Annotated in this window: 15 protein-coding genes; 10 read left to right on the forward strand and 5 right to left on the reverse strand. The window is 70.9% G+C overall.

Going from position 1 to position 18,865, the window contains the following annotated elements:
- Window positions 1-101 precede the first annotated feature (101 nt).
- The 7 genes from KBY19_RS28270 to KBY19_RS28300 all read left to right on the forward strand — a co-directional run bounded on the left by KBY19_RS28270 (window position 102) and on the right by KBY19_RS28300 (window position 8,842).
- The gene (locus KBY19_RS28270; RefSeq protein WP_210966975.1) at window positions 102-935 is read left to right on the forward strand and encodes a hypothetical protein; all 834 of its coding nucleotides are present in this window, start codon (window positions 102-104) and stop codon (window positions 933-935) included.
- A gap of 445 nt (window positions 936-1,380) precedes the next feature.
- Window positions 1,381-1,767, forward strand: coding sequence for an ectoine synthase (locus KBY19_RS28275; protein WP_099886070.1), 387 nt, complete (start codon window positions 1,381-1,383; stop codon window positions 1,765-1,767).
- Complete coding sequence (locus KBY19_RS28280) at window positions 1,767-3,350, forward strand: class I adenylate-forming enzyme family protein (protein ID WP_210966976.1); 1,584 nt, start codon at window positions 1,767-1,769, stop codon at window positions 3,348-3,350. Before KBY19_RS28275 ends, KBY19_RS28280 begins: the two co-directional genes overlap by 1 nt.
- Entirely contained in the window at window positions 3,347-4,447 is a 1,101-nt protein-coding gene (locus KBY19_RS28285; RefSeq protein WP_099886068.1) for a hypothetical protein, read from the forward strand. Before KBY19_RS28280 ends, KBY19_RS28285 begins: the two co-directional genes overlap by 4 nt.
- Window positions 4,444-5,718: an acyl-CoA dehydrogenase family protein gene (locus KBY19_RS28290; protein ID WP_210966977.1), complete on the forward strand. Its 1,275-nt coding sequence runs from the start codon at window positions 4,444-4,446 to the stop codon at window positions 5,716-5,718. Before KBY19_RS28285 ends, KBY19_RS28290 begins: the two co-directional genes overlap by 4 nt.
- Before the next feature lie 52 nt (window positions 5,719-5,770).
- A complete protein-coding gene (locus KBY19_RS28295) occupies window positions 5,771-7,057 on the forward strand; it encodes an MFS transporter (RefSeq protein WP_210966978.1) in 1,287 nt (428 codons plus the stop codon).
- A 465-nt stretch (window positions 7,058-7,522) separates the two neighbouring features.
- Complete coding sequence (locus tag KBY19_RS28300; protein ID WP_210966979.1) at window positions 7,523-8,842, forward strand: MFS transporter; 1,320 nt, start codon at window positions 7,523-7,525, stop codon at window positions 8,840-8,842.
- Here KBY19_RS28300 and KBY19_RS28305 read toward each other — a convergent pair.
- Together KBY19_RS28305 and KBY19_RS28310 are read right to left on the reverse strand one after the other, a co-directional pair.
- A complete protein-coding gene (locus tag KBY19_RS28305; protein ID WP_210966980.1) occupies window positions 8,822-10,537 on the reverse strand; it encodes an ABC transporter ATP-binding protein in 1,716 nt (571 codons plus the stop codon). The genes KBY19_RS28300 and KBY19_RS28305 overlap by 21 nt on opposite strands.
- Window positions 10,534-12,261, reverse strand: a complete 1,728-nt coding sequence (locus KBY19_RS28310) for an ABC transporter ATP-binding protein (RefSeq protein ID WP_307843646.1) — start codon at window positions 12,259-12,261, stop codon at window positions 10,534-10,536. The genes KBY19_RS28305 and KBY19_RS28310 overlap by 4 nt, the downstream gene beginning before the upstream one ends.
- Before the next feature lie 110 nt (window positions 12,262-12,371).
- Between KBY19_RS28310 and KBY19_RS28315 the strand changes: the two genes are divergently transcribed.
- The gene (locus KBY19_RS28315) at window positions 12,372-13,235 is read left to right on the forward strand and encodes an AraC family transcriptional regulator (RefSeq protein ID WP_210966982.1); all 864 of its coding nucleotides are present in this window, start codon (window positions 12,372-12,374) and stop codon (window positions 13,233-13,235) included.
- A 152-nt stretch (window positions 13,236-13,387) separates the two neighbouring features.
- Here KBY19_RS28315 and KBY19_RS28320 read toward each other — a convergent pair whose 3' ends face one another.
- Together KBY19_RS28320 and KBY19_RS28325 are read right to left on the reverse strand one after the other, a co-directional pair.
- A complete protein-coding gene (locus KBY19_RS28320) occupies window positions 13,388-14,371 on the reverse strand; it encodes an SDR family NAD(P)-dependent oxidoreductase (protein WP_210966983.1) in 984 nt (327 codons plus the stop codon).
- A 64-nt stretch (window positions 14,372-14,435) separates the two neighbouring features.
- Entirely contained in the window at window positions 14,436-15,407 is a 972-nt protein-coding gene (locus KBY19_RS28325) for a chlorophyllase (RefSeq protein WP_210966984.1), read from the reverse strand.
- A gap of 236 nt (window positions 15,408-15,643) precedes the next feature.
- Between KBY19_RS28325 and KBY19_RS28330 the strand changes: the two genes are divergently transcribed.
- Window positions 15,644-16,513, forward strand: coding sequence for an MBL fold metallo-hydrolase (locus KBY19_RS28330; RefSeq protein WP_099886060.1), 870 nt, complete (start codon window positions 15,644-15,646; stop codon window positions 16,511-16,513).
- 166 nt (window positions 16,514-16,679) lie between these two features.
- Here the strand turns inward: KBY19_RS28330 and KBY19_RS28335 are convergent, their stop codons facing one another.
- A complete protein-coding gene (locus KBY19_RS28335; protein WP_099886059.1) occupies window positions 16,680-17,339 on the reverse strand; it encodes a TetR/AcrR family transcriptional regulator in 660 nt (219 codons plus the stop codon).
- 179 nt (window positions 17,340-17,518) lie between these two features.
- On the opposite strand from KBY19_RS28335, the gene KBY19_RS28340 reads away from it, so the two are divergent.
- Complete coding sequence (locus KBY19_RS28340; RefSeq protein WP_307843645.1) at window positions 17,519-18,664, forward strand: serine hydrolase domain-containing protein; 1,146 nt, start codon at window positions 17,519-17,521, stop codon at window positions 18,662-18,664.
- Window positions 18,665-18,865: the final 201 nt, after the last annotated feature.

Consider the following 18,865-nt stretch of genomic DNA (forward strand, 5'->3'; position numbering starts at 1 on the left):
GAGGCAGGGAATCAACTCGACGTGGCTTCTGGGCAGTTAAGGGGGAGCCTGCTGGAATGGGACACAGGGCGGCGCACGGCGGTCCCTGGAAAGGGAGCCCTATGCGCGGGAGTCAACGGTCGTGGTCCGTCCGGGTCGTCGTGATGGCGCTGGCGTTGCTGGCCATGCTGGCCGGGCCCGCACCGGTGGCCTCCGCCACCGCTCTCCAGGCCCCGCCGGGGGACTGCGCGACAACGCTGCGCTGCGACCTGGCCGAGCTGGAGCGTGTGTCCATGGCCGAACGGGTTGAGATGGTCCGCGACCTGCAGCAGCACGGACCGGCATTCGAACCGGGCTTCCGGCGCTGGGCCGCGATCGTCGGCGTGATGTCAGCGGCGCGCGACCGGGGCGTCGGCGGTCCGGGCACCTGGATGTCGGTGACGAACGCGGGCCTGCTGGAGGCGATGGAACGGGGACTCGCTCACGGGCTCGATCCGGAAGCGGACGTGTACGGCAACCCCGGTACCCTGCGCTGGTCCAGCTACCTGACGAACCTGGCGGCCGGTCGCCTCACCTCACGCCCCCGGCACGACGAGGAGTGGAGCAAGGCGGAGCAGGCCTCCCTCGATCACGGGGACAGGATCGCCCGCACACAGTTCGATCTGCGACCCACCCCCTCGGAACAGCGCTTCAAGCAGCTCACCGACCTCTACCGCTGGGCCATGCAGCACGAGAAGGAGCTTCCCGCCCAGCTCGGCGCGCTGACCCCGGTCCTGTGGTGGTTCACGGACGTCCGCAACGAGGACTCCTACCGGATCAGCGCCGAGATCGCGATGACGGTCTCCTTCGGCCCGCCAGGCATCGAGAGCCTCACCCGGCTCCTCCTTGAGATCCAGCTCAAATGCCCCACGTGTGCCTCCCCGCTGCCGGTCCCCGCGCAGGCCGGAGCCCGCTGAGCGAACGTCGGGGAGCCACTGGACGCACGCACCGGCAGCCGCATTCGACACAGCGCACGCTTTCTGTGTGTATGGCTCGGGGATCGCCTCATTGGTTCATGGGAGCCTCATCTCTCACCTGATGCACTATCTCACCAGGGAGGGCCCTGGCCCTTGGCCCGCCCGGGAAGGTGGTGATCTGGACATACGCAGGCCGCTTTCGGTAAAGCTTTCCCCCGCAATCCGGTGGGGATACGGGAGAGGGAGCGGCCTTGCCTGTCAAACGCGTGATGGGGTAACGTCCCCTGAAATTGTTCCACGCATCGGCATCGATCCACGTGCCGCTGTGAGCGACTTTCGCAGCTCCGTGAACTCCTCGTCGGCGGCCCCGTGTTCCTCGGGATATCCGACTCTGCAATTCGGCACCACTCCCCCATGCTGGCGACCACCACACTGGAGTGCTCCGATGTTGATCCGATCGCTGAGTGAATTAGCCGGGTCGAAGTACGAGGTCGAGTGGGGAAACGGCACGAGCCTCCGTCTTCTCACCACTGTGGACAACATGGGATTCACCGTGTGCCACACCGTGGTACGCGCAGGGACTTTCTCCCACCTGGAATACCGCTCACATCTCGAGGCGTGCTACTGCCTCTCCGGCACCGGAGAGATCGAGGAGGCCTCGGGCGCTGTCCACCGCATCGCCCCCGGAGTCTTGTACGCACTCGACAAACACGACCGGCACGGCCTGCGCGCGGATCCCGGGTGCGATCTGACGCTGCTGAGTGTGTTCAACCCCCCGTTGCAGGGCACCGAACGCCATTCGCTGGACCTCGTCGAAGCATCGTCCTACTGATGCCGCGCGGACCCACCTCCGCCCTCCGTACCCCAGTGCACTCGCTGTTCGCACGGCACGCCGCGGAACAGCCCCGGCGAGCCGCCCTCACCATCGACGGAGTGCACACCTCCTACGGGCAGTTGAACACACTGGCCGAGAAGTACGCGGACGCCCTGCCGCGCCTCGGCGCTCGGCCCGGCGACCGCGTGGTGGTGTACGCCGATATCTCGGTGGACGTCGTGGCGGCGGTCCTCGGCATCCTCAAGGCGGGATGTTGCGTCGCCACCACGCACCAGACGTTCGGGCGGAAGAAGCTGGTGCATCAGATCGGCGAGGCCGACGCCGCCGCTCTCGTCACCGACCGGGCGGAGGAGCTGGCCGAACTGTTCGGCGACACCGACCTGAACGCCGTGATCCGCCTGGGCGGAGGGACGGTGCTGCGCCGGTCGCGCCCGGTCGAGCGCGACAGAAGAGGCGCGGACATCCCCGTCGAGGGCCCACTGGCCGCCCTGTTCTACACCAGCGGCTCCAGCGCCGACCCGAAGGGGGTGGCGATCAGCCACGCCAATATGTCCGCCGCCTTCACCGCCGTCACCGGATATCTCGGGAACACGGCCGACGACGCCGTACTGAGCTTCACTCCGATCGGCGCGGACTTCGGCTTCTACAACATCATGATGCCGCTGGCCTTCGGCGGTCGGGCGGTGCTCCAGCGGCAGCTGCCGGACGGGCCGGAGCAGATCTTCGAGACCATCGATCGCGAGGGCGTCACTGCCGTGCACGCCTTCCCCTCGATACTGACACGGCTGTGCGCACACGGGGACCTGGGCCGGTACGCGATCCCCTCCGTCCGCTACCTGTGCAGCACCGGGCAACGGCTCCCGCCCGAGCACATCGCCGCGTTGCGGGACGCTTTCCCGTCGCTGCGCATCCATTCGATGTACGGCCTCACCGAGTGCAAGCGGGTCTGCGGCCTGCCGCCGGAGGAGATCGACCACCGCCCCGGCTCGGTCGGCAAGCCCATCCCCGGGGTGCGGGCGACGCTCGTCGACGACGCGGGCGAACCGGTGACGGAACCGGATACCGTCGGGGAACTCGCGGTATCCGGCGACCTGGTGATGCAGGGCTACTGGCGCAGGCCCGAGCTGACCGCCCGTGTGCTGCGCACCGACCCGTACGGCGGCCGGACGTTCCTCACCGGCGATCTGTTCACCCGCGATCGGGACGGCTACCTGTACTGGGTGCGCCGCAAGGACGACGGCTTCAGCCGGACGCTTCTCCAGGTGGACCCGCACGAGATCGAGGCACTGCTGCGCGGACGTCCGGACGTGGTCGACGTCGCCGTCGTGCCGGTGCCGGACGAGCGGTCGGGCGACGTACCGGCGGCCTGTGTCGTACTGCGCGAGCGGTCCGCTGTCAGCGCGGAGGAGTTGCGAGCCTTCTGCGCCGAGCGGCTGGACTGGCACATGGTGCCGGCCCAGGTCGCGCTCTACGAGGAGTTGCCGAGGACCGCGTCAGGGAAGACCGACCGCCTCGCGCTCCGCCGCGCGATGGCCCGCAACGACACCTCAGGGCAAGCGCGGAAGGAGACAGGACGATGACGACGGAGGGAACCACGGCACCGGACGGCACACCGCGCAGCGCCGCCGGGTTACCGTACGAGGCCGACGAGTTGCCGCACAGCGCCGACAAGCCGCCGCGTGGTGCGGGGTCTCAGGAGTACGTGGCGACCTCGTCCATGATCGGTCTCGCGGACCGGTTCGACGACATCGCCACGGGCCGGGACCAGGTGCCGCGGGTGCCGGTCCGCTCCACGATCCGGGACGCGATCCGCGACCGGCGGCTCCTCGACTACCAGGACGCGATGGTTGAGCGCTCCGGGCCCCTTTTCCAGCACTTCCTGGCGAGCGTGCCAGGGATACTCGAGGAGATGTCGCGCGTCGGTGTCGCACTGTCCCGGCTGACCGGGCGCAGGTCGGCGGCCGAGCCGAGGGACTTCACCTTCTACGAGGCCGACGCGTTCGACGGCACCAACGGGCGGACCCTGGCTTCCTTCTCCCGAGGGCGGATCAAGACGCTGACCAGCTCACCGAACAGGGCCAACGAGCCGTGGTTCCACCGCTATGCCGACCCGGCGGTGTCGCGCTACTTCCCCGAGTCGCTCTTCCGACTGACGACCCGCACACTGCACGAGCGGGACGAGTACGCTCCGTTCCGGGGCGGGGTCGACTTCCTCTACGAGACGGCCGCCTTCCAGTTCTACGGCAAGGAACGCGCGGCGCAGATCGATCACGTCGCCGGCTTGCTGCGGCCGGACGGGCTCGCGTTCTTCCTGGAGAAGCTCAACCACCCCGACCCGCAGGAGTACCAGCGCCGGGAGCGGGTGAAGGACGAGGTGCACAAGGCGGCGTACTTCACCCCGGCGGACATCGCACGCAAACGCCGGCAGATGTTGCGGCGGATGACCGACGGACAGGTCGAGTTCGACGATCTGGTGGGCGCGCTGGGTGACCGGTTCAACCACGTCCATGTGATCTGGCACGCCACCAACTTCTACGAGTTCGTGGCCTCGGACGACGCCGTGAGGCTCGCGGAATTCCTCGAACTGGCGGGAGAACCCCTCATTCCGGAGGAGTTCCGCTTCGAGGACGCCTCCGCGCGCCGGGTGGGTGGCCGCGAGCGGGAGGGGACCGTATGAGGGGCGAGGGCACACCACCGGCCGGCACGGACGGCGATGTCTGTGCCCGGATCGAGGCGCTCGCGGGCACCTGGCGGGGGCGGGCCGCCCGCGCCGAGCGCGAGCGCACGCTGCCGACGGAGACCATCGACGAGTTGCTCGACACCGGGTTGCTGAGTCTCGCCGCGCCCACGTGCCACGGTGGTCCGGGGAGCGGCTGGCCGACCCTGGCCGAGGCGGCCCGGCGGGCGGCCCGGGCCTGTCCCTCCACGGGGTGGACCATCGGGGTCGTCGGCGGGCACGCCGCGCTGGCCGGGCGGCTGTCACCGGAGGCCTCCGGACTGCTGTTCGCCAAAGGTGTGCGGCAGGTCTTCTCGACGGCCTCGGCTCCGGTCGACGGGCGGATCACCCGAGTTCCCGGCGGCTTCGAGGTGGCAGGGCGGTGGCGGTTCTGCTCCGCCGTCGACCATGCGAACTGGGTCGTCCTGAACGGCTGGTGCGAGTCGCCGAGCGCGCCGGAACGCGTCCTCGTCCCCCTCCGCGCCGACCAGGTGACGGTGGAGGACGGATGGCACGTCTCCGGGATGTCCGCGACAGGCTCCAAGAACATCCTGGTGGACGGCGTCTTCGTAGCGGACGCCCTGGTCACCTCCTTCGACGCGTGCTTCGGCGAGCGCCGGCCGAACGGGTCCGGGCCCGGATCCGGAACCGGGCCTCGGGCCGGAGCCGGGTCCACCGACTACCTGGGTGGTGTCCCCTATCTGCACTACATGAACAGTGTGGTCATCGGACCACTGCTGGGCTGTGCCGAAGGCGCGTTCGACCACTATGCCGCGTCGCTCAGCCCCCGTGACGGAGATCGGCCGCGGGCGCTGGACGACCTGCTGGTGCAGGACGGGCTGACGGAGAGCGCGGCGGAACTGGCCTGCGCGCGTCATCTGTACAGCGCCGTGTGCGCCACGCTGCACTCTGCGGGTGTCGACCGACGGGCCCTGACATCCCGGGAGGGTGCCGTGATCAGCAGGGACCGCGCGTATCTGGCCCGGCTGTGCGTCCGGGCCGTGCAGCGGCTGGTCCAGCTGGCAGGCACCGCCGCCCACCACGACGCGTCCGTTGTCGCACGCCATTGGCGGGACCTTCAGATGATGGCTGCGCACCGGGACGTGAGCTGGGCGCTGAACTTCCCCGCCTACGCTGCCCTGGCCATCGAGTCCGGGGGCGCCACGACCGCGGGCTCAGATGCGCCGGGGCGCGACGGCGCGGTCCCGGCAGTTGCGGAGGCGCACCGCTGATGGCCACGTGAGGCACCCTCCCAGGCGCGTGCCCGAGAGCAGGACGAAGCGCGTGCCCGAGAGCAGGACCGAGGGCGTGCCCCGGAGCAGTAGCCGAACACCGGCAGCCGATGGCTTCGCCCGCGGTGACGTGCGGCTGCTGTCCGGAGGCTTCCTGCTCTTCTTCCTCTCGTCCTTCGGCCAGACCTTCTTCATCTCGCTCTTCTCCGACGACATCCGTATGGAATACGGGCTCTCGCACGGCACGTTCGGCGGCCTGTACACCGCGGCCACGCTGGTGGGTGCCTTCACCCTGGTCCGGGCCGGCCATGTCATCGACCATCACTCCGCACGTGCGGTGGTCCGCGTCACCGTGCCGCCGCTCGCCCTGGGCGCGGTCGCGATGGCCCTGTCGCCGCATGTGGCGGTGCTGTTCACCGCTCTGGTGCTGCTCCGCTTCTTCGGGCAGGGCATGATGACGCACACCTCGTTCACCCTGATGGGGCGCTGGTTCACCCACCAGCGCGGGCGGGCGGTGTCGGTGGCGACGCTGGGATTGAACACGGGCGAGGCGCTGCTCCCGGCGCTGGCCGTCGCCGTGGCTGCCGGAGTCGGCTGGCGGTCCGCGTGGTGGGGGGCCGCCGCGGTGCTGGCCGTTGCCGGCTGCTTGCTCCCACTGCTGTTCGCGCGGGAGCGCCGGCCGAGCGGTGGCACCGAGGGTGCGGCGGTCACCGCGGCGACCGCCCCCACCTGGACCCGGGCAGAAGCACTTCGTGACCCGTATTTCTACCTGCTGATGCCGGCCGTCGCGGCGCCGGCGCTGATCGGCAACACGGTCTTCTTCCACCAGGCGTACCTGGCCGAGCTGCGCCACTGGTCGCCGGAGGTGAGCGGGTCGGCGTTCGCGGCGTACGCCGCGACGACCGTGGTCTTCAACCTGGCAGGCGGTCACATGCTCGACCGGCTGACCGCGCTGGCCATGTTGCCGTACTTCCTGCTGCCGCTCGGCTGCGGACTGCTCGTCCTGAGTACGGCGGACGGCCAGTGGAGCGTCTTCGCCTTCATGGCGCTCTACGGCGTCACCAACGGCTTGTCGCTCAGCCTGTTCGGGGCGACCTGGCCGGAGGTGTACGGTGTCGGGCACCTCGGCGCCATCCGCGCGGTCGTGGTGGCGATCCTGGTCTGTGCGGCGGCGGCGGGTCCGGGGGCGAGCGGCCTGCTGATCGACGGCGGCGTCAGCTACCCGGGACAGATCGCGGCCATGGGCGTCCACTGCCTGGCCGCGTCGGCGCTCATGCTCCAGGTGACGCGGCGGCTGCGCACCCGCCGCCGCACCTCTCGCACGCCACTCCCGCAGTGAGCGGGCCCGGCTGCCACGACCCGGCTCCACGGCTCGCGACCTGAGCAGGCTCTTGCCAGTAGCAACGCGGCAACAATGGCATGCGACACCGAGCGCCGTGACACTGTCCCAACTGCCACACGGTGCCGAGCTCCGGGCATAGGGGTCGCAAACGGTGCTCCGTGGCCGGACGAGTGGCTGGTGTCCACCGGCCGTACCAGACGTCGGCCGGGACTACGATCTGGTCGAGTGCGACCGGATCCTCGATCCCGGCCTCATCCAGGCCAAGGGCCCGTAAGAACGGGGTCGTTGGGCGTCGGACCACCTGTCAGGAGGGGCTCCCTCGCCCTGGGGTTTGCTATGTTGGCCCGCATGTTCCTCTTCCGTGCATAGGTCGCGACGACCGCGCTCACAGGCCGCGGTTCTCGCTGTCCATGCACCATCGCGCGCTCCTGACCGGGCGCCCACCTTGAGGAACGCCTGATCATGTCTTCGTCTTCCCTGGCGCCGTCGTATGCGGCTGTCCTGCGGACCCGCCATGCGTGCCGAACATCCGGCGCGGCGCTGTTGGGTCGACTGTCGTACGGAATGCTCTCTCTGGCGGGAGTGCTGGCAGTCAAGAAGGCAACCAACTCCTATGCCGCAGCCGGCACAGTGATGGCTCTGTTCTGGCTGACCAGTGTCTTTCTCTCCCCGACCCGTGCTGCTCTGATCGACCGGCACGGAGCGCGCCACGCGCTGCCTCCGATGGCCACCGCCTACGCCATGTTGTTGGCCGCACTCGCCTCCACGACCTCACGGCGCGGCACTTCGGTGGTTCTGCTGAGCGTCATAGCCATGGCCGCCGGTGCCACCACACCGCCACTCGGCCCGGTGATGCGGACGCTGTGGAGCCGCTTGGTTCCTGACCCTCGCCTACGGCAGCGCGCCTACAGCCTGGACGCCGTCGCCGAAGAACTGCTGTTGGTCATCGGACCACTGCTGGTAGGCCTGCTGATACGGGTTGCCGTCCCATCGGTCGCTCTTGCGACGTGCGCCGCACTCGTACTGGTCGGCTCGCTCGCCCTGGCCTCATCGCCACCGGTACGCGGCGAGAACAGGTTCGGGAGGCCCTCCGCGCCGGCCGGAGACGCCATTTCCAGCTCAGCGACCTCCGTTTCCAGCTCAGAGACCTCCGCGCGGCGCCGACCGCCACTGCAACTCGATCCCGGGCTGCGTCAGGCAATTGCCGTCTCCTCCGGTATGGGCATGTGCCTCGGCGCCCTGGACCTCCTGCTGGTCGCCTTCTTCGACGAACACCACCGCCCTGGGGCAGTGGCCTGGGCCTTGGCTGCTCTGTCCGCCGGCAGCGCCATCGGCGGCCTGGCCTACGGTGCCGTCCCGTGGCGCAGCTCGAGCAGGCTGCGGCTGTCGCTCCTTGCCGCAGCGCTGGGGCTGACCTTGGCCGCGTCGGGGCTTTCGCCTCATCCCTACGTACTCATTGCGTGGGTGGGAGTCGGCGGCCTGTTCATCGCGCCTTCCATATCGACGGCCTATCTGATCGCCGACGAGTCCGCGAGCCCCGCTGCCCGCACCCGAGCAGGCGCCTGGGTCAACACCGCTTTCAATGCCGGGTCAGCGGGGGCCGCAGCCGCCACAGGATGGCTGGTGGACCGCATCCCCTTGTCCTTGTGCTTCGCGCTTGCGGCGGCCCCCGCAGTGCTGTCCGCGGCAACCGTCCTGGGCCGGCCCCACCGTCCCGTCGCAGGGGCCTCCCCACCTGAGGACGAAGGGTCAGCTGGGACCTCACGCCGGGCCGGCCGGTGACAGCGTGAGGTCCCAGTACTCGGCGTATCGCCCGCCCTGTCGCAGCAGCTCGTCGTGGCTGCCCTGTTCGACGATGCAGCCGCCGTCCAGGAAGACGACCCGGTCGGCGCGGTGGACGGTGCGCATCCGGTGCGCGACCATCACCACCGTCCGGCCCGCCATCAGCCGCTCGATCCCGGTGTGCACGGCGGCCTCACTGACCGGGTCCAGGGACGAGGTCACCTCGTCGAGCAGCACGACGGGCGCGTCCTTCAGCAGTGCCCGTGCGATCGCGACGCGCTGCCGCTCGCCGCCGGACAGCAGTGCGCCGCCCTCGCCGACGTGCGCCGACCAGCCACCGGGCAGCCGCTCGACCACCTCGTCCAGCAGTGCCGCGGCTGCGGCGGCACGCACTTCGGCGTCGGTGGCGTCCGGACGGCCGAGGCGCACGTTGTCCTCGATGCTGCCGTCGAAGAGGTAGACGTCCTGGAAGACGATGGCGATCCGCGCCATCAGCTCTGCTGTCGCCATCTCCCGTACGTCCACACCTCCCACCCGCACCGCGCCGGCATCCACGTCGTAGAAACGAGCGAGCAGCTGCAGCAGCGTGCTCTTGCCCGCGCCCGACGGGCCGACGACGGCCAGCCGCTGCCCCTCCGGCACGGACAGTGACACCGCGTCAGCCACGGTACGGCCGCCGTGGTGGAAGGTGACGGCGTCGAACTCCACGTCGTGGCCCGTCGGTCGGAGCGGTTCGCGGGGCTCCGGCAGCGGCTCGACGTGCAGCACGTCGTCAAGGCGGGCCAGCTCGGCGCGGGCGGCGCGCAGGCTTCCGCCGATCTCGGCGAGCGACAGCAGCGGGTCCGCGCAGCGGGCGGCGAGCACCAGGACGGCCAGGACCTCGGCCGCGCCGATGTCCCCGCCGAGGGCGAGGTACCCGCCCAGGGCGAGCAAGGCGGTGAACACCGCCTGCACGGTGGCCGCGAGCCCCAGCACGCCGGGCAGCGCCGACAGCGTGGCCCGGCGGGAGGCGCGCTGCTGGCCGGCGAGGGAGTCGTCGAGCAGTTGGAAGCGCTCGGCGGTGCGGCCGCCCGCCCGCAGCACCGGCTGGGCCTGGAGGTATTCGATGACGCGGTCGGTGGCCTCGCGCTCGCGGGCTACGCGCTCGGTGTCGGTGGCGGTGGTGGCGCGTGCCGTACGGAGCTGGACCGCGGCGACGACGGGCGCGGCGGCCAAGGCGGCCAGGCCCAGCTGCCAATTGAAGGCGAGCATCACGCCGACGATCGTCAGCGGCGTCACGCAGGCGGAGATGAACGGCGCCAGCAGGTGCGCGATCACGCCCATCGCCTGCAGCACGCCCTGGCTCGCCAGGACGGACACCTCGCCGATGCGGCCCGGCCGGTACCAGCCGATGGGCAGCCGGGCGAGATGATCGCCGAGCCGGTGGTACATGCCGTGCAGCATCGTGGTCCCGGCGCGGAAGCCGGACCGGTCGCTGACGTAGCGCAGCGCGGCATAGCCCGCGACCGCGGCGCCGAAGGCCAGCAGCCAGGGCCAGGCGTCGTCGGGCGTGCCGCCGAACAGCGCCCGCAGCACGGGGACGAGCAGGGCGTACGACAGGCCTTCGGCGAGGGCGGTCGCAGTCATGAGGGCGACGGTGCGGCGCACCCGCCCGGCGTACTCGCGGCCGAGCACACGCAGCAGCATGGTGATCATCGGGTCTCCTCCCCTTCGGTCACGCCGGCGTGGACCCGCCAGAACGCGGCGAACTCCCCGCTGCGTGCCAGCAGTTCCGCAAGTGCGCCCTGCTCGACGATCTGCCCGTCGCGCAGCATCACGACGGTGTCGGCATCGGCGATCGTCTCCATCCGGTGGGCGATGACCAGCGTCGTCCGCTCCCCCCGGGTCAGCGCCAGAGCCTCACGGACCGTCGCCTCGGTCCGCGGGTCGGCGAAGGCGGTCGCCTCGTCGAGGACCAGCACCGGGGTATCGGCGAGCAGGGCGCGGGCGATCGAGATCCGCTGCGCCTCGCCGCCGGACAGCCGGGCGTCCTCGCCGATCACCGCGTCGTAGCCGCGCGGCAGCTCGAGGATCCGGTCGTGGATGTTCGCCAGCCGGGCGGCGCGGACCACGTCGTCGTGGTCGGCGTGCGGCACGGCCAGGGCGATGTTGTCGGCGACCGAGGCGCGCAGCAGCCGTACGTCCTGGAAGACGAACGAGACCCTCCGGTACAGCTCGCGGCCGGCCACCTCGCGCAGGTCGACGCCGCCGAGCAGTACGGCGCCGTGGTCCGGGTCGAAGAACCGCGGCAGCAGCTGCACCAGCGTGGACTTGCCGCTCCCCGACGGCCCGACGACCGCTGTCACCGTGCCCGGTTCGAGTACGAGGTCGACGCCGCGCAGGACTTCGCGGTCGGCCTCGTAGCCGAAGCGGACCCCACGCAGCTCCACCCGGCTCCCCCGCGGCGCGACCGGTTGCGCGGGCTCGGGCAGCGCCTGCTCGGCGAGTACGTCACGGATCCGGCCGAGCGCGCGCCGCGCGGCCTGCAGGTCGTCGAAGCCGTGCCCGAGCGCGGCCACCGGAGCCGTCAGTCCCAGCCCGAGCAGCAGGAATGGCAGCAGATCGGCCGGCGCGAGCCCACCGTCGGTGATCCGGTACGCGCCGCCGATCAGCACCGCCAGCAGCACGAACGGCGGCGACAGCGCCACCTGCATCCCCGCGGCGACCCCGGACAGGCCGCGCACCATCGCGTAGAAGCTGTGGGTGAAGTCGTCCACGGCGGTACGGAACTCGCGGTGCGCGCGGTCGGCGCCGCCGAACGCCTTGACCACGGCGATGCCCTGGACGAATTCGACGACGGAGGCCGAGATCCGCCCCATGGCCGCGTCGAACTCCTTCTGCTCCCGCAGCCGGGCCGGCGTCATCATCAGCGGCACCAGCGCCACGGCCAGCAGCACGGGGATCAGCGTGATCAGCGTCAGCCGCCAGTCCACGGTGACGAGGTAGACCAGCGAGATCAGCGGCACCACGAACGCCGACACCAGCTCCCCGGGCGTATGGGCGATGACCGGATGCAGCGCGCTGACATCCTCCCCCACCAGCTTCGCCAGCTCACCGCCGCGCCGCCGGGACAGCCGGCCGATCGGCATCCGCCCCAGGCTCGCGGCCAGCTGCCGGCGCAACGACAGCTGCACATGGCCGTCGAGCAGATGCCCGACGCCGGACGCCGCGGCCGTGAACAGCAGCCGCACGAAGAGCCCGGCCGCGCCGGCGATGACGACGTTGCGAACGTGGCCGTGGGCAGCAGGGCCGGGCGCCAGCAGCGTACGGCCCAGCTCGACGACCGCGAGCAGCGGCACGAGGCCGGCGACCGCGCCGACGATCTGCAGGATGACAACGGTGGCGAAGCCGCCCGCGTAAGGGCGCCACAGGCGTCTCACGCCCGGCGGCCGGGCGGTTCGGGTCTCAGACATGCGCTCACCTTCGCCGCCGGTGCGGACCGGTGGATTGGAGAAATGTTTCCGTCAGCGGCCCACGTACCATGGCGCTCATGCCAGCTGCCGTGCGTGAGGGCGACGATGCCGCCGTCTGGGCCCTCGCCCGCCCGACCAGGCCCAGCCGCGTGCCCGGTGTCGTCCTGTCCGGGTTCCGCGACCGCGGCCCGGCGCCGGTCGACCACCGGCTCGACCCGCATCCGGTGGTGACGCTGGCACTGGCGTGCGGCGACGGCGCGCCCGTCATCTACGACGACGCCGGGCAGCGGGAGGCGGAAAGCCTGGTCACCGGGATCGGGTTCGGCTCCGGAGGCGCGGCGCGGATACGGGCCGCGAACGTCGAGTGGCTGCAGGCGCGCCTGTCCCCCGCGATCGCGCGCACGGTGTTGGGCGTGGGCCCGGCGGGTCTGGAAGGCTCCGTGGTGTCCCTCGCCGACCTGTGGGGCCACCGGCGGGCCGCGCGCATCGCTGAGCAACTGGGCGTGGCCGCTTCCTGGGAGGAACGCTTCGCCCTGGTGGAAGCGCTCCTGGCCCGCATGTCCGCCGAGCAGCCCACCATCGACCCGGAGCTGACCTGGGCCTGGGACCGAATCGTCGCCGACCACAACCACATACGGGTCGGTGGACTGGCCGCCGAACTCGGTTGGAGCCGCAAGCGGCTGTGGTCCCGCTTCCACGCGCAGATCGGGCTGACGCCCAAGCGGGCGGTGCGACTCGTCCGCTTCGACCGCGCCGCCACCCTCCTGGCCATGGGCCAGGAGGCGGCCCGGGTCGCGGCCGACTGCGGCTACTCCGACCAATCCCACCTGCACCGGGACGTGGTGGCGTTCACAGGGGTCACGCCAGCGAACCTCGCCGACGTCACCCTGGTGCCGGCCGACGACCTCGCGTGGGCGGACCACGTACCGCGCCTTTCTTAGGGACCGGCCGGCTACCTGCTCTTCCTCGCCTCCCAGGTCCGCACCGCACCGAGACGCTGCTCGCCGAGCCGCCCGCGAGCTGGGTGTTCAGCTCCGGTACGGACACGAAGCCGCCACGGGCGGCCCCGAGTCGCTGACTTGGCGCGACGCCCTCAGAAATCGAGCAGTCGCTCGCTCAGCTCCCAGAGCCGCACGGCGCTGTCGGGGTCAAGAGAGTGTGACGCCGCGTCCGACGGGATGCTGTCCGCCGTCACCGGCTGCTGCTCGTCGTCCAGCGGCGCCACGTCGCTGTCCTTCAGATAGACGCCGCCGATGTCCGCGAGGAGCGGGCTCGCGGCGCCGAACGCGATGGTCGCGGCGCCTTGCTGCACCGTCTTCTTCCCGACGACCGGGTCGATGATCGGCCGGCCGTCCGCGTCGACCAGCCCGGCGGCCCGCAACCCGTCCGCTCCGGCCGCGGCGTTGAGCGCCGTACCCACGACCACGCCCGGGTGCGCCGCGTAGCCGCGGATACCGGCGTCCGCCCAGCGGCGGTCGAGTTCGACGGCGAAGAGGACGTTGGCGCACTTCGACTGGGCGTACGCCAGAAGCGGCGCGTAGTCGCCGGAGTCGAAGTGCGGGTCGTCCCAGCGGATGGTGGAAAGTCGGTGGGCGCCGGAGGTGACATTGACGACCCGGGCTCCGTGAGCGGCTTGCAGGGCGGGCAGCAGAGCGCGGGTGAGCTGGAAATGGCCGAGGTGGTCGACTGCGAACTGCACTTCATAGCCGCGTGCGTCCACTTCCCGCTTCTCCGGTGCCGCAACTGCCGCACAGTTGATCAGAATGTGAAGCGGGCGTCCCGACGCCTTCCATCGGTCGGCGAACGCGTCGACCGAGGCCGGATCAGCCAGGTCGAGCCGGCCGACCTGAACGCCGTCGATCCCGGCCACGGCTTCACGTGCCCGCTCCGGGCTGCGAGAACCTACGGTCACGGAGGCGCCCCGGGCGGTCAGGGCGCGGGTGACTTCGCGACCGATACCCGCGTGTCCGCCGGTGACGACAACGTTCCTGCCGGTCAGCTCCGTTCCGGTGAGGACCTCATCGGCTGTCGACGCCGGGGTGAATCCGGACCCGATGGGCTTCTGCTGGTGAGTCATGCGAGTTGTCCTGTCGTCATAGGAAGATGCCCACACCTTGCTGATGTCGGCGTTGGGCCGGTTGCTACTTGGTCTCGAGGCGCCCGACCGCGCCGGGGCCGGTCGTCAGCTCGGTCCGGGCCTGCTTCCAGGCGTCGTCGCCACGGTGGAACCGGGCGCGCAGGTAGGCCGCGGTGAGCTGGGCGATCGCGGCGACGTGCCGGGGGCTCTCGTCCGACAACTGCGCGCTCTCGGCGGCGTCGTATCCCTGGACCCCGCCGAGCAGGTGCCCCGCTCCGAAGACGGTCAGCAGGGTCTTGGGGCCAGGAGCGAGGTGGTAGGGGTCGTGGTGCCAGGTCGGCCCCATGTCCGTGAAGTGCTGTGAGTCGTCCTGGTCGCCGGCCACGACCAGCGCGGGCCGGGTCATCGTGGAGAAGTCGATGGTGCGGAAGGCCGGTACCTGGTCGGCCATCGGTCCGTTGAGGGTGTCGCCGCCCCGGCCGGGCGCGGCCAGCAGTACGCCCTGCTTGATGCGCGGTTCGAGGTAGCTCACCTGCTGTCCGGAGTCGGGGTCGGTGACCCCCGCGCCCAGCAGGAGCTCGGCCGTGAAACCGCCAAGGGAGTGGCCGGCGACGGCGACGGCGTCGCGGTCGATACGCCCGGCGAGCAGCGGCACGTCCTTCTCGATCTCGTCGAGCCGGTCGAGGATGTCGATCATGTCCTCGGCACGGGAGCGCCAGAACAGCGGCGCTCCTGGGGTGGTCTCCCACAGGTGGCCGAGTCGCCGGGAGCTGAGGTGGGTGGGCTGGACGACGACGAATCCGGCCGCCGCCCAGCGGTGGGCGATCGGCATGTAGCCGTCCTCCGAGGAGAGGTTGAGGGCTCCGCCGTGGCCGTGCGAGAGCAGGACGACCGGGAGGCTGCTCCCGGTCGCGGGCGCGGTGACCCGCAACGAAAGGTCCACGGGGCGCCCGGGGACCCGAAGCGCCACGGGGCTGCAGGACAGGACCGGGGTGGTCTCTGCGGCGGCTTCGGGCATGGCGGTCGAGGCGGACATGAGGCGTCGTTCCTTTCGGGGCCCCGGCCGGCTTGTGGCCCGGGCGGGGCGGTGGGGAGCGTCCGGTTGCCACCACTCAAGCAATCGGAACATTGCTCCGCCTACTTTACGGAACACGGTTCCGCTTCTCAAGCGGAGCACCGTTCCGAAACCGGCGCCCAGACGGCGGTGGGCACCCTCGACATCTCGAGGGCCTACGTCACCGCTCGCATGGAAGGCATGGCAGGATCGCGGCCATGTCCCTCAGCGTTCCCCGCCTGCGGATCGGCTCGACCGAGATCATCGCCCTCCCCGACGGCGAGGGCCCGTTCTTCGCCCCGCGCGCCGAGGCCTTCCCCGAGGCCACGGCCACACAGTGGGACGAGGTCGACCGCTACGACCCGGGCGCGGTCGACGCCGAGGGCCGCTGGCAGCTCCAGTTCCGCGCATACGCGATCCGCGGTGACAAGGGCCTCACCGTCGTGGACGCCGGAATCGGTCCGGCGGACAGCCCGGCCGGCTCGTGGGCGCCCGTGCCCGGTGTCCTCCCCCAGTCGCTCGCCGCCGCGGGCATCGACCCGTCGGAAGTCGACACCGTGGTGCTCACACATCTGCACACCGACCACGTCGGGTGGGCCGTCGTGACCGAGGCGGCCCTCACCTCAGCGGGTGACGCGGCAGGCGGCAACACTTCGACCGACGGCGCGACCAGCGGCCGCCGCCCTTACTTCCCCAACGCCGAATACCTGCTCCAGCGCACCGAGTTCGACGCCCTCGACATGCTCAACCCGCAGCTTCGGGAGGCTCTCACCGACCCACTCGCGGCCACCGGTCAGCTCCGGCTCCTCGACGGGGACACTCCACTGCGCACCGGTCGAGCGGTCGCCACGCCCGGTCATACGCCCGGACACCAAAGCGTGCTGGTCGCCGACGGGCGCGAGCTGGCACTCGTCACCGGCGACCTTTTGGTGCACGCGCTCCAGCTGCTCCACCCCGAGCTCGCCTACGCGCAGGAGATCGACCCTGACGCGGCCAGGAAGTCGAGAGTGCGCATGCTCGGCCGCGAAACCGGCACCACCCTGCACCTGGCGACACCCCATCTGACGGAGCCGTTCCTCCCGGCGTGATCCGGCATCACGGCGACACCTTCTCGGCGGACCGTGAGGCGGCAGCCGGTCCTCCGGGCTGCAACTGCATCCGGTCGCAGGCAGCCCCAGCACGCCGAGCGCCTGGAGGAGGCCGGGCGGGACGCGAAGCTCGGACCGACCGGACCGGACCGGTGGGTCAGCTCGGTCAGCTCGGGGGCATCGCGGCCTCGATGTGGGCGAGTTGGGCGGCGAGGATCTCCTCGAACGCGGCACGGCGATCGACCCCGAGGGGTCGGACGTCGCGGGCGAAATGGGCCAGGGCCGGGAAGCGCTCGGGGTCGGCGCCCAGTACCGCGACGCGAAACAGCTCCAGGCCCTGTTCGTGCTCTTCGGGGGTGACGGTGCTGACCCCGGCCTCGGAGGCGATCAGCGCGGCGAGGAGGACCACGATCCGGTGGTAGCGCACCGGGACCTCCTCGTCGGGCAGTCCCGACGCGCGCAGGGCCTGCAACACCTCTTCCATGACCAGCCGGGACCCGGTGCCGCTCGACGCGTAGCGCCCCCAGACCGAGGCGAGCTGAGGCTGCTGCCCGAAGGCCTCTCTGACGCGCAGGGCCAGGGCCGTGATGCGCTGCTTCCAGTCGCCTTCGGGGCGGTAGCCGTCCATCGCGGCCAGGAGGATCCGGTCGGCGACGGCGCGCAGCAGTTCGGTCTTGCTGCGGAAGTGCCGGTACAGGCTGGAGGAATCGGTCCCCAGGGTCGCGGCCAGCTTGCGCACGCTGAACGAATCCGCACTGCTCGTGCGCAGCAGCTCCGCCGCCGCATCCAGAATCTCTTCGGTCGACCAACGCCTTCGGCCTGCCATCTCGCTCCTCTCGCCGGACCTCACTCTACCTATGCACCCGGCGTTGCACGCACCGCGTGCTTGCTGCGTGCATAATGAGGCATGAGGATGCCGGGCAGGCCGGCATGCCACTCGTGCCCTGTTGTCCGGGTCAGGCGACCGATGCGGAGCCCACCCGGGAATACGAAAGGACGCATGACGTGAAGAACTCCCTGGATTCCGCGGCGTTGAACGCAGCCGTCGAAGACGTCCACCACGCCGGGATGCCGGGCCTGTTCGCGGAGGTGCGAGACGGCGAACAGGTCTGGCGCGGCGCCGCCGGGGTCGCCGACGTCGTCACCGGCCGCCCCGCCACCGCCGATATGCGGCACCGGGTCGGCAGCATCACCAAGACCTTCACCGCCACCGCGGTCCTGCAACAGGTCGAGACGGGTCGGATCAGTCTCGACACGCCGATCGGCCGGTACCTTCCGGAACTCGCCGGAGAACGCGGCGACACGGTCACGGTCCGGATGCTGATCAACCACACCAGCGGCCTCGCCGAGTACCTCCCGTACGCCTACCCCTCCCTCAAGGCGTTCCCCGCCCTCGCGGACACCGGGCCCCAGAGCCTGGACGACCACCGGCACACACGCTTTCACCGCGCTGACCTGATCGAGATGGGGGTCACCGCACCTGCCGTCGGCACCCCTGGCGGCCGGCCGGGGGTGTACTCCAACACCAACTACCTGCTCCTCAGCGAACTCCTGGAACAGGTGACCGGCGCTACGGCCGAGCAGTACATCACCCGGAACGTCATCGAGCGCGCCGGGCTCCGGGACACCGGCTTCCCCGCCGGACCGCACGTCGACGGTCCGCACTCGCAGCTCTACGAGGCGTGGTTCGGCATGATCGACCCGCCGCGCGACTACAGCGTCTACGACATGTCATGGGTGGGGCCGTCGGCCTCGCTGATATCGACCGTCGCGGACCTCAACCGCTTCTACGGCCTGCTGCTGGCGGGGGAGATCGTCAGCCCGTCGTCGCTGGCGCAGATGCAACGCACGGTCCCGGTCATCTCCCAGGAGGGCCAGACGATCGACTACGGTCTCGGCCTGCACCCGATGGAGATTCCCGGCCAGGCTCCCGGGGAGGGTCCCGGTCAGGGTCAGGGCACCTTCTGGGGGCACGGCGGCACGGTCTGGGGTGGTGGAGCGCTGGCCATGACCCGTGCCGACGGCAAGCGGCAGCTGGCCGTCGCGGTCAATCTGCAGAGGTGGAACAGGCTCGACTCCTCCGGCAAGCCGCAGCCCCACCCCATCGACGACGCGCTCGCGACTCTGTACCGCGTGGCGATGTACGGCTGACCGGCCGGAGAGCGGCATATGAGAGGCGTTCGGTGCCACGCACCTGCCAGCGCCTGCCCGCACCGGCCACGCCTGGCGCTGGTGCTGGCTCAGGCGCCTGGACGCTGAAGACGCCGTGGACGCCGGTCACGGCGCAGCGCGTCGGGGTCGTTCAGGCCGCCCCGGACGAGCTCGGCACCCACACTTTCCCGACCCCCGACC

This window comes from Streptomyces sp. B15 (genome assembly GCF_018070605.1).
Taxonomy (GTDB): Bacteria; Actinomycetota; Actinomycetes; order Streptomycetales; family Streptomycetaceae; genus Streptomyces; species Streptomyces smyrnaeus.

Bases quoted from the DNA above. Each gene is read 5' to 3' on its own strand.
- KBY19_RS28270 (WP_210966975.1), top strand. From the start codon at position 102: ATGCGCGGGAGTCAACGGTCGTGGTCCGTCCGGGTCGTCGTGATGGCG.
- KBY19_RS28275 (WP_099886070.1), top strand. From the start codon at position 1,381: ATGTTGATCCGATCGCTGAGTGAATTAGCCGGGTCGAAGTACGAGGTC.
- KBY19_RS28280 (WP_210966976.1), top strand. From the start codon at position 1,767: ATGCCGCGCGGACCCACCTCCGCCCTCCGTACCCCAGTGCACTCGCTG.
- KBY19_RS28285 (WP_099886068.1), top strand. From the start codon at position 3,347: ATGACGACGGAGGGAACCACGGCACCGGACGGCACACCGCGCAGCGCC.
- KBY19_RS28290 (WP_210966977.1), top strand. From the start codon at position 4,444: ATGAGGGGCGAGGGCACACCACCGGCCGGCACGGACGGCGATGTCTGT.
- KBY19_RS28300 (WP_210966979.1), top strand. From the start codon at position 7,523: ATGTCTTCGTCTTCCCTGGCGCCGTCGTATGCGGCTGTCCTGCGGACC.
- KBY19_RS28305 (WP_210966980.1), bottom strand. From the start codon at position 10,537: ATGATCACCATGCTGCTGCGTGTGCTCGGCCGCGAGTACGCCGGGCGG.
- KBY19_RS28315 (WP_210966982.1), top strand. From the start codon at position 12,372: ATGCCAGCTGCCGTGCGTGAGGGCGACGATGCCGCCGTCTGGGCCCTC.
- KBY19_RS28320 (WP_210966983.1), bottom strand. From the start codon at position 14,371: ATGACTCACCAGCAGAAGCCCATCGGGTCCGGATTCACCCCGGCGTCG.
- KBY19_RS28325 (WP_210966984.1), bottom strand. From the start codon at position 15,407: ATGTCCGCCTCGACCGCCATGCCCGAAGCCGCCGCAGAGACCACCCCG.
- KBY19_RS28330 (WP_099886060.1), top strand. From the start codon at position 15,644: ATGTCCCTCAGCGTTCCCCGCCTGCGGATCGGCTCGACCGAGATCATC.
- KBY19_RS28335 (WP_099886059.1), bottom strand. From the start codon at position 17,339: ATGGCAGGCCGAAGGCGTTGGTCGACCGAAGAGATTCTGGATGCGGCG.